Below are 13,774 nucleotides of genomic sequence, written 5' to 3' on the forward strand. Positions count from 1 at the left end.
CGAGCGTGCATCGAGCGGCGGCAGGTTCAACGATGGATTGGTCCGATCGACCTCGCGCTTGAGCTTCTGGTTCAGACATCCGAACGACCTCTCACCGCCGACCTCCACCTCGACGCAACGCTCGAACGTCGCCGGCGGCGGCGACTGGCCGCCGATCAGGGTGCCCTGATGCGTGATGTCCGATGAGCCCTTGCCCTTGCCCCCGTCCTGGGCCAGGGCGGCGCGCGGCGCCGCCCCGGCCAGGACCGTGCAGAGAGTCAGCGCCCCGGCTGCCGCGCAACTCGTCCAAATTCCGCCCTTCACGATCCATCCCCCATTGCTGGTCGTGGCGCGTTTGTCGAGCCACAGCAAAGGCTTCCTGAGACGTTTCGATATATCATGTTAGTTCAAGACCTGAACTTATCATAACTCGACGGCACTAGCTTCATATTTGTGTCCAGAAAATTGGCGCGTTCGCGTTAATCGGTTGGCAAGTGTTGCCGTGATCTAGATAGCGCGGGAGTTTGCGTGTCATGACGACGATTTTCAGCCTTCTTATCGGGGCGGTGCTCGGCACCCGCTACAAGGTGTTTTGCCTGCCTCCCGTCATCCTGGCCGCCGCGCTTTTCATCGCAGCTCTCGACCACCTCCATGAGGTCCCGCCCGGTTCGACCGCGCTGACCGCGCTCGCGGCCGGCGTCGGACTCCAGATCGGATATCTTGCCGGCGCCATGATCCACGCGCTCCTGTTCGCCTCGCCTGCCGACGCCGTCAGCGCCGCCGCTGGTGCGCGCGATCGCTCGGCCAGCATGTCCTGACATCTTCAAGCGCCGCGTTGATCGCCTCAGCCGCGATGCTGACTTCGAACCGCCCGAGAAAGCACGCACGGGCCGCCCCTCCCATTCGTTCGATGGCCGGCGCCGGAAGCGCGAGGAAATCGCCGAGCATGCGGCTGGTCCCTTCGACGTCGTCCGTGGCAACCATTCCGGCGCCTGCCGCCTTGACGTCCCGCCAGATGTTGACCTGGTCGCTGATCAGCACCGGACGCCCCGCCGCCAATGCTTCCGCCACGACGACGCCGAAATTCTCCTGATGGGACGGCAGCACGAGTGCCTTGCAATCGCGAAGCGCGCCCCACTTGACATCGCCGGACAACATGCCGGGCCAATGAATCCTTTCGGCGACGCCCGTCGCCCGGGCGGTCGCCTGGATCACGGCGCGCAATCCATCAGGATCGGGGCCCGCGATCACGAGGTTCATCTCCGGATGCGCCGAAGCCGCGCGCGCGAACGCCTCGACCAGGATGTCGCAACCCTTCTTGCGATGGATGCGGCCGAGGAACAGCAGGAATGGCCTGCTTGCCAGCGCCGGCACCGCGCGCCGAAATGCGGCTCTCTGGCTCGCGGGGTCACCTTCGAGATCAGCCGTTCCGTATCCCACCACGCGCCCGCGCACGTCATAAGGCCGAAACGCGTCCATGGCGCGCATCATCTCGTCCTCCGTCGTAAACAGGACGGCTCCCGCATCCGCGAGCAACGGGCCTTCCGAAATCAGCCAAAGCATCTGCTTTGCGAGGTGGTTCAAGCGGCGGCCGACGCGAAACCAGGGATCCAGCATTCCATGCGGAAAAACGACGTAAGGCACGGTCGATCGCGGCAGGACGCATCGCGCGGCAAGGCTCGTATAGTTCCACAGGCCGTTGACGATGACGATGTCGTAGTCGGTCACGTGCTCACGAAGCCATGGAATGAGCTGCGGGGCATAACCATAGCGCTGCCAGGGCCAGCGGCGAACATCCGGCTTGCTCGGCCCGAAGCCGAAAGTCTTCACCGGACAAGCGCGCACCCAGGGCGCATCCGGCCAGTCGAGCGAAGCAATGTGGGTTTGCTGGCCGCGGCGGGCGCGCACGGCGGATTGACGCAGCACGCCCTCGATGGCGCCGCCGTCCTGCGGATTGACCGAACCGATGATCTCGAGAACGCGCATCAAAGACCCACGGCGAGGTTCACCCAGAGCCTTTTCCGTCCCGATTGAATCGGAACCGAGGCTCTGGATTCTCGATTTGACGCGTTTTCTTCACGCGAACCTGTGCCACTTCACTCGAAAACGCTCTCGTTCAGTGCAGCCTGCTGTTGGCCCGTGCCACGTAGAAGTCGTTCACCAGGTTCACTCCGTTATCGGCGGTCACGACCGAGTTATTGATGAAGGCAAGGACCTTGGTGATGTCGACCTGCGGTGCGTTTGCGACATAGAGCACGTCGAACGGCCGCACGTCGACCTTGGTGCCGAGAAAGTATCCGGCCGGATCCTGAAAGTTCGCGCTGAACACGATCGGGACGAAATCGCCGGCGAAGCGTGAACAGTCGACGCCGAGCTGCTCCGCCACACGTCGAGGCTCGCGGCGATAGAGAAAGATCGAGCCCGGGTCGGCCTGGACATCGAGCAGACCACCGGCCTTGGCGACGGCCTGGGCCAGGTTGATCCTCCACGCATCGAAATTGAATTCGCCCTGCGTTCCCGTCGCACCGAAAGCCAGAAACTTCATCGGCTCGCGGTAGAGATAGATCCGATCGCCCGGCTGCACATAGATGTTGGTGGCCGGCCAATAGACCAGATTGGCAAAGGGCACGGTGACCCGCTTCCCGTTCCGCTCCATGACCACCCAGGTTTCCCAGCCCGCAGCGCTGATGCCGCCGGCGCGCGTGATGGCGTCGGTGATGCGGTCCTGGGCGCCGGAGGCAGGCATCGGAAACCGAACCGGGGTCCTGACCTCGCCGAAGACGCTGACCAGCGACGAGCGCTGCTGGCTTGCGGTCACCACGACTTGCGGATCGATCGCGCGGTTCTTGATGCGCTCCAGGATGTCCTGCTGGATCTGCACATTGGTGCGGCCGGCGGCCCTGATCGTTCCGGCATAGGGCACGCTGATGTTGCCGTCATTGTCGACAGACTGATCCGGCAGATTGACGAAGTTTCCGGGACGGACGCCGGCTTCCGGCGGGATGTAGAGTCCGCCCGACGACGCTTCGAAAATGGTCACGCTGATGATGTCGCCGATACCGAACTTGATCTGGGCCGGCGGTCGCGCATCGGTGAACACACCCGGCAGTCCCGTTGGTTCATACTCGGCGAGCGCCTGCACGACATTGCTGTCCAGCTTCACCACCGCAAACGGCAAAGTGGCCGTGTTCTGGGCGTGGACATCGATGCTCGCCGGTCCCGCCATCGGGATGAAGCCGCACCCGCCCAGGACCGCGGGCGCCATCACGCAGGACGCGAGCACGACGAAGACTTTAAGCCTTCCCCCAACGCGCTCGTTCCGAATCAGGATTTCGGTCCGGCGCAGCCAGTCGACGCAAAATCTCGAGCCGTTTCCAATTCGCTCTCTGAACATCTCACCATGACCGGACGCGCGCCGCGCGAGTCGAATTTACTGATCCCTGTTGAATAGACGTCGCGTGCGTGCCTGCTGCGAAATCAGACGCGCCGAATTTTGCGATGGGACAGGATCAGGGCAGTCGAAAGACTGGAATAGCCGCCATCGGCAGCGCCAGGCGAAACCGGCGCCCTGTGATTGGCGCACGGCCATGAGGAACGGGCGTGGGATCGTCTCACAGATCAGGCGACCGCGGTCGCTTCGGGATGCAAAGCCCCAACAAGCTTCGGTGAATCGGATTTCGACGGCTCGCGTCCGCCCTATCGAGCGCAGGGACGCCGCCTATGGCGCCGCCAGCAACTCGCGCAGCCGTGCGATCTCGGTTGGAATTTCCGACGCGACCCGCAACAACAAGGCGTTCTCGCGCTCGAGTGCCGCGATCCGGCGGCCTCGGCTGTTTTCAATGTGTATCAGCGCAAGGTCATAGAGCCCGACGCCGACGCGCGCCGGCTTCGGCTTGAAAGCCGCCAGTCTGATGCGCTTGTTAGGACGCATGTTATACCCCCAGCCGACATCACGCGCCGACGATTTCTTGTTTTTAGTGATCCTTCAGCACCCGGCTACCAATTTAGAAAAGTTTCTTATCGTTGCTGTGACCAATGTTAAGCAAAAAATCAGAAATACCCGCAAACAATCGCGCGGGAACCGTGGAGGCTTTAAGGCGTGCCGCAGATCTGGCTCACCTACGACGAACTCGCCGCGCTGATGAACTGCGATTCCGCCGGCGCACGCAGGGCGGCCGTGGCGATCGGGCTCGATCGCCGTCGAAGTCGCGACGGCCAAACGCGCGCCAAGCTAACGCCACCGCTGATGGACGCATTCCTGGAGAGAATCCTGCGCGAACACATCGAGCGGGATCTTGCGGTGTGCGCCGGCGCCTTGCGCGCCAAGCACGAACAGATGGCAACGCAACCCGCCGTCATGGCGCCGCGCGCATCAGCAGCCGCCGGTTGAAGTTCCGCATGCTCCAGCAATCCGACGCGGACGTCTGCAGCGATTCCTGGCGGCAACCGGCCTTGGTGCGAGCGCAGCGACCATCATCATCCTGCTTGATCACCTCTTCTTCTTTTTGTCGTCCGTCGCTTGCGTATCGAGCCCCTGATCACCGCTACTCGAAGGTTGGTTCTGGCTGTCACCGCCGCTCGAAGGCTGGTTCTGGCCGTCGCCGCCACCAAAGCTCACCACTTCCACGATGAAGACGGATGCCTGGTCCCGGTTGCTGCCTGACCCGGTCGGCGTTTCGGCCGGCCTGGCGGCGGCGCCGGCCGTGTTCGAGGCCGACGTTAACGCTCCCAGATTTGGCACTGCGATCACCGGAAGCCCGGTCGTCGTGCCCTGCACCTGATAGTTGCTGGAATTCAAGATCACCGGTGCGGCGAAAACGGCGTTGCCCGAGGCGCGCACACCGGCAGTGCCGAAGTCGATCACACCGCGCGGCGTGAGCAGATAAAGCTGTCCGACTGGCACTGAGCTCGATGCCTGCACGGTTCCGATGCCCGAGCCGGTGACGTAGCCGCCGGGATCGACCGATTCATAATCGTTCTGATCGAACACCGTCTGCAGCGCCGGCGCAGACACAATGGTCTTGGAGCCACGGCCGGCATCGAGATCGCCATTGGAACTCCACATTAGCACGTCGCCACCAAAAGTCGTCAACACGCGGCTGGAATTCACTGACACGTTCTCGTCGGTGAAGGTGTTGATGTTGCCGCCGCCAAGCGTGAGAATTCCAAGGTCGCGCAACTTCAGCTTGGAATTCGGTTCCGTCGACAGGGGACCGACGATCAGGCTTCCGCCCGGGCCGAGAATCGAGACGTCGCCACCGAACTGAGTCTGGATCGTGGCATGCAACATGTTGAGATCGCCGGTCTTGACCAGCGTGTTGACGCTTTCTGTTCCGCTGCCAAGCGCGTTCGAGGTGTAGCCGAAGCTTGCCGGGAACATCGTGTTCGCAGCTATTTCGCCGCGCGGATAATCGGCGGTCCCGGTCTGCTGCTTGCTGATGGCAACGGCTTTCAACTCGGCGAAGAAGACCTGATCGACGAACACCTGCTGCAGAGCTTTCGGCAGCGCCTTGAACGTACTGAACACGGTCGCAGGGTCCGTGCTGCTTGCCGGCTTGCCGATCTGTTGCAGGAAGGCCTGCAGCTCGGGGATATAGTTGTGGTCGACCTTGGCCGCGTTGGCCGGATCGATATAGGCGTTGACCATCGCCTGGTAGTCGACGCCGAACTTGGTGCCGAAGAGCACCTCGAGCGAGGCACCCTGGCGCGTGCCGGCGGCATCGGTGAGCTGGGTGTTGCGCCTCGGGCGGCTGAACGGGCCGAACAACGCCTGGTCGTAGATGCCGACCGAGCCGCCACCTCTCGCCTGTGGCCGCGAGACGTAGACGTCGCCGACCGGCCGCGTGCTGGCGATTCCGACCGAGACGATGCCTTCCTGGACAGGCGCGAACTGGGCGCTGTCGTCGGCCAGCGGCAGGAACGGTCCGATGTTGCGGCCCGCCTGCACCACGAGAAAGCCCGGTCCCGCTACCTGCAGACCGCCCGCGTTGTTGTTGCCCGTATAGGTGATGTCGCGGCCGGCCTCGATCGTGCTCACGTCATCAGGGTGAATGTTCTGCACGATGATGTTGAGATCGATGATGTCGCGCTCGGCGAAGACCCTGATCGGACGGTTGATTTCGACACGCTGATAATCGTTGTTCGTACTATTGCCCGCAACGCCCAAGCCGTAGCCGCCGACAGCCCTGATGTCGCCGCTGGCGGCGTAGATGCGCGCGGTGACGTCGATGCCTGCCTCGGCGTCATCAGCGTGCGCAAGCAGCGCCTTGCTGGAGGGACCGTTGTAGCCGCTATTGGGCTGGAACGGATCGAAGGCCATGTCAATCAGCGATGAGCCGGCGGATATCACCGGGATCAATGGGAGACTGAATGGTTTGCTGCCAACCGGAAACTTCGACCAGTCGTCAAGCACCTTTCCATAGTTGAAGGTGAGGTCGACGCTTCCCTGCGCCGCGAGCTCGAATGTGCCGTGGTCCGACGGGCTCAACACGATGCCGGGAGTTGGCGCAGAGACGCCGGCCAATTCCCCCAGCTGGAGACCCGTCGTGACCAGATTGCCATTCAGGGCCAGTGCCTCGAAGCTGGCTGGATACATCGAAGCGGCCGGAAGGAAACTGGCGGTCGATATGGCTCCGTTTCCCGATGCCCATGCCGTCGGCGCGATGCTGATGGTCAGGTCACCGGTCTGCGCCACCAGCCGCACCTTGCTGTCCGGACCATAGGTGTCCATATAAAGCCCGTTTGAAGCAGTAGTCGTCGTTTCCAGCGGGTTCGCCAGACTTGGAGCTTGGCGCTGCAGCTCGGCCGGGTTGACGACGCCGGCCACCGTGATGGCGCCACCAGCCACCATTTCGATCTGTCCGGTGTCGACCGCGAGCAAGGGATAATCGGGCAGCTTCAGCGTGCTCGTCGCAAAGGTGGACACAGTTCCATTCTGCCCGACGGCATTGCCTGCGACGATTCTGGCATGGCCGGATCCCTCGTAGAACGATCCGCCGAGAATGTTGCGGCCGGCGCGCACGTTCATGTTGCCGCTGCCATAGAGATGCGTCACCGGCGTGCTGGTCGCCGACAATCCACCGCTGACCCGTCCGGTCGTGGGCAGCGATACCGAGACGTCGATCAGATCATTGCCCGCGGCGACGTTCACATTGCCGCCGGCGCTGAGAATGCCCTGCTGGAAGCTGCCGTACTGAATCCACCAGGCGGTCTGCGAGGCGATGCTCGTGCCGGACGGAGCGAAGACGCCGGCGCCAAACGTCGCCGACGGATTTGTCGCGAAACCGGCATCGGCCATCAGCCAGGGCTGATAGTATTGCACCACCTTGTTGCCGCTGGCGCTGTAGCCTTTGATGTCGTGCTGTGCATCGATGGTGACGTCGCCGCCCATCTCGGGGAACGCCGCCGCGGTGGGGGGGCCATAGTAAGGCAGCAATCCGGCCTGGATCGCCGCCGTGCTCGAAGCTGCGCCGAGGTTGCCATAGGCGAGAAGCTGGGGCTCGAGGAAGCCATTCGCATTGAACCCGGTCGTGCCCAAACCTGCATAGTTGGGATCAGCCAGCTTTGCCGTGTTGACGCCGGCCGCATAGATCACCCCGGGCGCAGTGGTATCCTTCAGGATCACGTCCTGCGCGGCCGCGATGGCGATGTTGCCGGTCCCAGTGCGCAACATCGTCGGCAGATTTACTGTTACGTAGGTCGCGTGACTCGTGCTTGTGCTGTCGTTTTTCAACGGCTGGCTGTAGCTGGCGTGTTTGTCGACGATGACGTTGCCATTACTGCCGACATTCGCCAGCGGCATCCGCGCGGTGGGATTTGCACTTCCGAGTTCAGCGCCAGCGGTCAAGGTGTAGGACCAGGACGAAGGCGCGGTCGCGATGAGTTGCGGATTTGATCCCGAGCTGCAGCAAACGTTCAACTGGTGGGGGAACAGATCCGATGCCGCGAGATCCTGGGTTCTCGGACTAATGCTGTTGTTCGCGTCCTTGTCCCGGTACGGCGCGATCGGGAAAGCGGCGCTCCCATCGAGATAATAGTTATAGTTGTTGGCAAACGTCCGATTGCTGTTCGTGCTCGCGAGGGCCGCGGCGACGTAGGCCGGGTCGAGATAATTGCCGAACTGGAAGAAGCCGTCGGAGATCGACGCGTTGACATTGATATTGCCGGCGGTGCGCAAAGTCAGGTCGCCAGCCTCGACCGTATTCCACGGTGTCACGAGCCGATAGTTGAAGGTGATATAGCTCGACGTGGGATCGAAGTACTGGAAGGTCGTTTTGGTCGTCGCATTGGTGGCGGGCAGCAGGCCACCGGCCGTTCCCGACGCCAGGTTCCAATTGCTGACGACCGTGATGTCGCCTTGGGAGTTGACGAGCTGCACGCCAGGCGTGACGTGCACGACGCTGGTGCCAAGCTCGTTGGCAAGCGGCTGCAGCCGGTTGAAGAGATTCTTGAAGCCGTAGTTTTGGCCGTTGTTGCTCCATTTGCCCTGGGTGACCTGCATGAGGACAGTGTCGAAGAAGTACTGGCTGGTGCCTGCCGTGTTGGCGTTGGGACCGGTAAAATTCGCGACGCTCGTTGCGCTCAGGCTACCCGATGGGTTGTTGATCGTCGTGTTTTGAGCGCTAGGATCGAATATGTTGAAAACGCCGCTCGACTGGAACGGAATGAAGTTGTTCTGGTCCGGCGTGAACACCGCCTTCCCGTTCTGGACCGAATAGCCCCCCGAGCCGAATGCTTGGGTAAAGGTGATGGGGACCAGGGTTCCAGCAAGAGGGGTGCCGACATTGACCGAAAAGCCTGCGGTTGGCTGCGTTGTGTCCGACGTAGGAGCGGCATATCCGCTGCCCATGCTGCCGATCCGCGCCGAAACGACCTGCAGCGAGGACTGACCGGACCCGGCCAGACCAACAGTTTGCGAAGAAGTAGTCTTGCCAGAGCTATCGGTGCCCGTGATCACAGTCATGCTTGTAGGCGCTTTGCCATAGCCGCTGCCGGGGTTGCTGATAACGAGCGTTGAGGGATCGATCACTCCGTTTGCCCCCACCTTGACCGTGCCGGTGGCCGGTTTCGCAACTGTGGCGCCATTGCCATCTGTTAGAAAAGTCACACTGAGCGTTTGACCCGCATTGCCGGTAAATCCGGTGGCCGCCGCGGCGTTGAATGTCTTGATCCCAAATGCCAGGATGACGGTCGCACCGGTTCCACCCGCGCTATTTGGAGTTGTGAAAGTGCAGCCCGCTGTACACTGTGCAGTTTGATAAGTACCGTTGCCGGACGAGGTAATCTGCCATCCGGCGACGTCGCTCCACGTTCCGCTCGTCACCGGGTGTATGCCGTCCTGAAGGAACCAGCCCGCCGGATCGATGTTTCCATTCCAGCCGAGGACGGACCCGTTGAGGCCGCGCTGGCTGCTGACTGTGTCGAAGGATACGAAGTCGTCGAAGCTGACGGAACGTGCACCGGCGATGTGGATCCCATCGATCGCAGCGAGTTCGTCGAAGGCTCCGGTCTTGCCGTTGCGGACGGCACTGATGACTGCGAGCTTCATGTCGTTGTTGCCGTCGGTCGGCGCCTTGAAGGTCACCGTTCCGCTGCCGTCCTTGGTCCCGTTGGACACATCGATCTTCATGCCCTGTTGCAGGAAGATCTTTCCGTTGGCGCCCCAGCCGATTGCGACCGTGACATCGCCGCCGCGTTCGTCGGCATGGGTGGTCGACGCATTGATCACACTGGCGCTGCCCAGCGTGACGGAATTGGCCGCGTAGATCCCGACCCGTCCGCCGGCCTGGCCGACACCGTCGCCGGTCCAGCCGCCGTACCCGCTCGCATCGATCACGCCGCCGATAATGATCTGGCCGAACTGCTGATTGGCGTCGTTGGCAACCCAGGTCGCATCATCGGCCGTCAAGGTGATGGCGTTGGCCTTGAGCGTGTGGTTCTCCGCCAGCACGAGGTTGCCGGTCCGGGTATGAATATCGATGGCGCCGGTTACGCCGCCCGCGAGCAGCCTGTCCGCGAGTGCGGTCAGGTCGGTCGCCCCCTTGATGTTGAGCTTGAACGTGCCGCCATGACCGAGCCCGCCGCTGCCGCGCAGGGAGCCCTGGAGCGTCGCGTTGCCATTGAGCGCGGTGACGTCGATCTCGCCGCCATAGCCGATGCCGCCGGCTGGCTGCGCCACATCGATCACGCTGAGCGCATCCGTCGCGACGCTGCCCTGATCGGCCTGCAGCACGATTTTTCCGCCCGACAGATAGGTGTCGACGTCGACCAGCGGCTTCATGAAGCCGCCGGCATCGAGATAGGCGCGCTGGTCGAGCGTCACATTGCCGGTGGTCGCCTGCAGCGTAATCGTGCCGGACTGGGCCTGGATGGTGCTGCCCACCGTGACGTTTGCGGCCTTGAGCAGTAGATTGCCGCCGGTCTCCGTGCTGTCGGCGGGCCGGTTCTGGTTGAAGCTGCTGGTGACGGTGATGTTGCCTTGGGTCGTCGCGGCGAACGAAGCGCCGTTGGCACCGCTCGCGCCCGCAACCAGGATCAGCGGCGTCGCGACATTGAGGTCGACGCTATCGGTGCTGGCGCCAAGCGTCAGTCCGCCGGGCCCGGCGACGAGCAGGCGGTCGCTCGCGTTCAGATTGAGCTGCGAATAGCCGAGGATGGTCTGGGTGCTCGTCAGCCCGCCGCTGCCAAGCACGATGTCCTGCGCATTGAAACTCAGGGAACCGCTGGCCGATGGCGAAGTGGGCGACGCGGCTGCGCCGCTATTGACTAGCGTGATTGTGCCCGCATCGGAGATCTGCGCGTTCCCCGTGCCGTCTGCCCGGACCACGGCGCCGGCATCCAGCGTCAAACCGGCAACGCGCTGGCCGGGATCGAAATCGCCATAGACCGTAATGGTGCCGGACAGCGCCTTGAGCGACAGCGCGCCGACATCGGCGAACTGCTGGCTATGCAGCACGACGCTCTTGTCGGTGACCGAGGATGAGCCAAGGCCGATGGTCTGCGCCGCGATGTTGAGCTGACCGACATGGAGGTCGTTGCTGTTCACGACGATGGCCTGCTTCGACGCGGTCGCCTGCAGGGTCAGCGTCTTGGTGGTGATGTGCGCGCCAGTTGCGATCGCGACGCGGCCGGCATCCGCCGGCAACACCATCGAGCCGCCGACCGCCCCGCTCACTTTCGGATCCGTGCTCGCCGCGAACTGGATCGTCAGCGACGGCGCTGCGACTGCGGTCGGTCCTGACACTTTCAGGCTGCTGTCGTTCGAGGCGACGAACAGCGCGCCGAGGCCGGGATTGGCGACCTGGGAGGCGTAGTTCTGCAGCAGCGCGAGTGCGCTCGAAGACAGCGTGCTGACGTGATGGTAGATCGAGCCGTCGGGATTGGTGACGAAGCTGCCGTCCGCGTTCTTGGCAAAGTAGCTGAACTTCGAGATATCCACGCCAGTGATGACGGTGCCGCTGGCGTCCAGCGTGCCTCCGAGTGCAGCGGCCAAGGCCTGCGCCGTCGTCGCCCCGGGTGCGGGTGGATTGGCGAAGAAATAGCTGCGGCCGGCGCCGGCATGCACGACACCGGTGGTGGTGATGACGCTGCCGGAGGCGATCGTCACGGTGCCGCTGCCCGGCGCCGGCGCGACGATCGTCTGGTCGATATCGACGGTTTGCGTCGAAACCGTCAGGTCCTGCGGAACAGTCTGCGATGCGCTCGTCGTCGTGGCAACCAGCAGGATTTCCGGAGCGGTGAATGCCTCGCCCCGGGTGTCGACCAGAACGCTCGGCGCAGTCGGCGTGATGAGCGTGCTGCTCGCGGTGGGGTCGCTGCGCTTGCCACCGATCAGAATGCTTTCGAAACCGGAACCGGTGAGCTGGCTGACGTCGATGCCGAGAGAGCCGGTCGGAATGTCGTTGTTGACGTACTGCGTATGCCCGACGATATCGATCGCCTGGCTCGAGGTGATGTCGAGCTCGCTGCCACGGCCGGTGTTGCCGCTCTTGTCCTGCCCCGGCTGGGTGAGCGCGACGCCGTTCAAGAGAATGGACTGCTGGGCGATGACCGAGAGCCGCCCGGCGTCCATCGGCAGCTTCGGCACGACCACGCTGTTCTTCGCTGCCTGCTGCGTGAAAAAGTCGTTGGCGCCGCTCAACTTGTATTCGCTGTATTGCTGCCACACCGCATTGCTCTGCACGGCGAACAGGCTCTGGCCGGAGGACTGCTTGCCGGGCACGGTCGATTGGGTGGTATTGCCGGTCACGAGCACCGTGCCGTCCGGCAGCGTCGTTCCGCTGGCGAGGTTGCGGCCGACATTGCTGCCGTAATAGGTCACGCGATAGGCACCAGGAAGGGTCGCATAATGCGCCGGATAGAGCGTATAGGTGCCGGCCGGAACGCCATTGCCGCCCGCGATGGTGATCTGGGTGCCGACCAGCGGATTGGTGTCCCCGGCAACGACGGTCTTGCCGTTGTCGAGACTGTGCGCGGTCGCGAACTGGATGTCATACGCGGCGACCGCCGTGTTGGCCGACGGCACCAGCGCATAGACGGTCTGTCCCGAGGGCGTCGTGGTCAAGGTGTCGCGCGATCCGCCCTTGCCCTGGATCCACTCCATCGCCTGCAGGTCGCCGCCGCCGCGCAGGTCGATGGTCGAGCCGCCCATCTTCTTGACGTTGCCCCCGGCCAGAATGAGTCCCTTCGACGGCGGTTGCGACAGCGGATTGAGGCTGGCGTTGTAGTACCAGTTGGCGCCGTCGAGCGTCGCGCCATAGGGAACGGTGGTGTTGGCGAGGCTCACGGAGGTCAGGCTGCCGGCCTCGAGAACGACCGACTGCGTGATGGTCGACGAGACCGTGGTGTCGGTGTTGCCGAGCGTGACGGTGCCGAGCGGCGCAAACAGGTTGCCGCCCTGGTCGATGGTACTGGCGATCACGGTGAGGCTGCCGCCGGCAGACAGCGGAATACCGGTATTGCTGCCGGCCGGAGCGGCGAACTTCACACTGCCCGGCGTGTTGATCGTGAAATCGACGGATGACACCGGATAGATCCGCTGTGCCGACAGCAGGAGATCGCCGGCCGACGTCAGACTGCCGCTGAACCTCAAGGTATCGCTGGGCACGGTATTGGTGCCCGAAAAAACGCCGTCCACGACCTTCGGCGTGCTCAGGCGCAGATCGCCGCTGCTGAGCAGGTTGACCTGCTTGAATCCCGAGAAGGCGGCGCCTTCGAGATCGATGGCCTGCCCGTTGATCGCGAGCGTGCTGCTGCCCGAGGCGGTTGTCGTCTGCGTACCGCCCGTGAGTTCCACATACGACGCCGACAGCTGCGCATTGACGGATGATCCGGCGCTGATCGCGCCAGCCGCGATATGCAGCCGGTTGGCGACGGTCCAGTTGAGCGGGCCGGAGATCGTCAGCGAAGCATATGTGGGGGCGCCGTAACTGTAGAAATTGCCGGGCAGGTCGGTGAAGATGCGCGCCGCGCCGCCCGGCCCGGCGGCCGCATACAGATAGACGTTGTCGAATGGCCCCAGTTGATTGGCGGCCACAAGGAGCGTCTGCGGTGCCTGTCCCAGCCCCTGCTTGAACGCGGCAACGGCGGCGTTCACGTCGGTCGTGTCTTGCCTCAGCTGCATCGCCCGGCCGCCGAGAATGAAGGTGCCATTGTTGGCGCGGGAATTGGCGTGGGTCTGGCCGTCCGCTCCGATAGAACGGCCGCCCGTCGCGGCAAAGCTGCCGCCCCAGGCGAAGCCGATCGCATCGATACTCACCGTTCCGGCGTCGCTCCACGACTGCACCAACGATGTGGC

6 protein-coding genes and 1 pseudogene are annotated in these 13,774 nt (G+C 63.3%); 2 read left to right on the forward strand and 5 right to left on the reverse strand.

Features of this window, described 5'->3' with window-relative positions:
• Nucleotides 1–303: pseudogene (locus tag JOZ76_RS15085) on the reverse strand (hypothetical protein); the annotation flags it as partial.
• A 209-nt stretch (nucleotides 304–512) separates the two neighbouring features.
• Here JOZ76_RS15085 and JOZ76_RS15090 point away from each other — a divergent pair.
• Nucleotides 513–797 (forward strand): hypothetical protein, encoded by a 285-nt coding sequence (locus tag JOZ76_RS15090; RefSeq protein WP_291699417.1) that lies wholly within the window; start codon nucleotides 513–515, stop codon nucleotides 795–797.
• Here JOZ76_RS15090 and JOZ76_RS15095 read toward each other — a convergent pair.
• The 3 genes from JOZ76_RS15095 to JOZ76_RS15105 all read right to left on the reverse strand — a co-directional run bounded on the left by JOZ76_RS15095 (nucleotide 751) and on the right by JOZ76_RS15105 (nucleotide 3,910).
• Nucleotides 751–1,965 carry a glycosyltransferase gene (locus JOZ76_RS15095; RefSeq protein WP_291699418.1) on the reverse strand — a complete coding sequence of 405 codons (1,215 nt, stop codon included), beginning with the start codon at nucleotides 1,963–1,965 and terminating at the stop codon, nucleotides 751–753. The genes JOZ76_RS15090 and JOZ76_RS15095 overlap by 47 nt on opposite strands.
• 130 nt (nucleotides 1,966–2,095) lie before the next feature.
• Nucleotides 2,096–3,262 carry a polysaccharide biosynthesis/export family protein gene (locus tag JOZ76_RS15100; RefSeq protein WP_291699419.1) on the reverse strand — a complete coding sequence of 389 codons (1,167 nt, stop codon included), beginning with the start codon at nucleotides 3,260–3,262 and terminating at the stop codon, nucleotides 2,096–2,098.
• A 435-nt stretch (nucleotides 3,263–3,697) separates the two neighbouring features.
• A complete protein-coding gene (locus JOZ76_RS15105; RefSeq protein WP_291699420.1) occupies nucleotides 3,698–3,910 on the reverse strand; it encodes a hypothetical protein in 213 nt (70 codons plus the stop codon).
• A 168-nt stretch (nucleotides 3,911–4,078) separates the two neighbouring features.
• On the opposite strand from JOZ76_RS15105, the gene JOZ76_RS15110 reads away from it, so the two are divergent.
• Nucleotides 4,079–4,369 (forward strand): hypothetical protein, encoded by a 291-nt coding sequence (locus tag JOZ76_RS15110; protein WP_291699421.1) that lies wholly within the window; start codon nucleotides 4,079–4,081, stop codon nucleotides 4,367–4,369.
• 99 nt (nucleotides 4,370–4,468) lie between these two features.
• On the opposite strand, the gene JOZ76_RS15115 is transcribed toward JOZ76_RS15110, so the two are convergent.
• Complete coding sequence (locus JOZ76_RS15115; protein ID WP_291699422.1) at nucleotides 4,469–13,735, reverse strand: filamentous haemagglutinin family protein; 9,267 nt, start codon at nucleotides 13,733–13,735, stop codon at nucleotides 4,469–4,471.
• Nucleotides 13,736–13,774: the final 39 nt, after the last annotated feature.

This window comes from Bradyrhizobium sp. (genome assembly GCF_019244115.1).
In the GTDB taxonomy this organism is placed as follows: domain Bacteria; phylum Pseudomonadota; class Alphaproteobacteria; order Rhizobiales; family Xanthobacteraceae; genus Bradyrhizobium.

Excerpts from the sequence above, each read along its gene's own strand:
- JOZ76_RS15090 (WP_291699417.1), top strand. The coding sequence starts at position 513 with ATGACGACGATTTTCAGCCTTCTTATCGGGGCGGTGCTCGGCACCCGC.
- JOZ76_RS15095 (WP_291699418.1), bottom strand. The coding sequence starts at position 1,965 with ATGCGCGTTCTCGAGATCATCGGTTCGGTCAATCCGCAGGACGGCGGC.
- JOZ76_RS15105 (WP_291699420.1), bottom strand. The coding sequence starts at position 3,910 with ATGCGTCCTAACAAGCGCATCAGACTGGCGGCTTTCAAGCCGAAGCCG.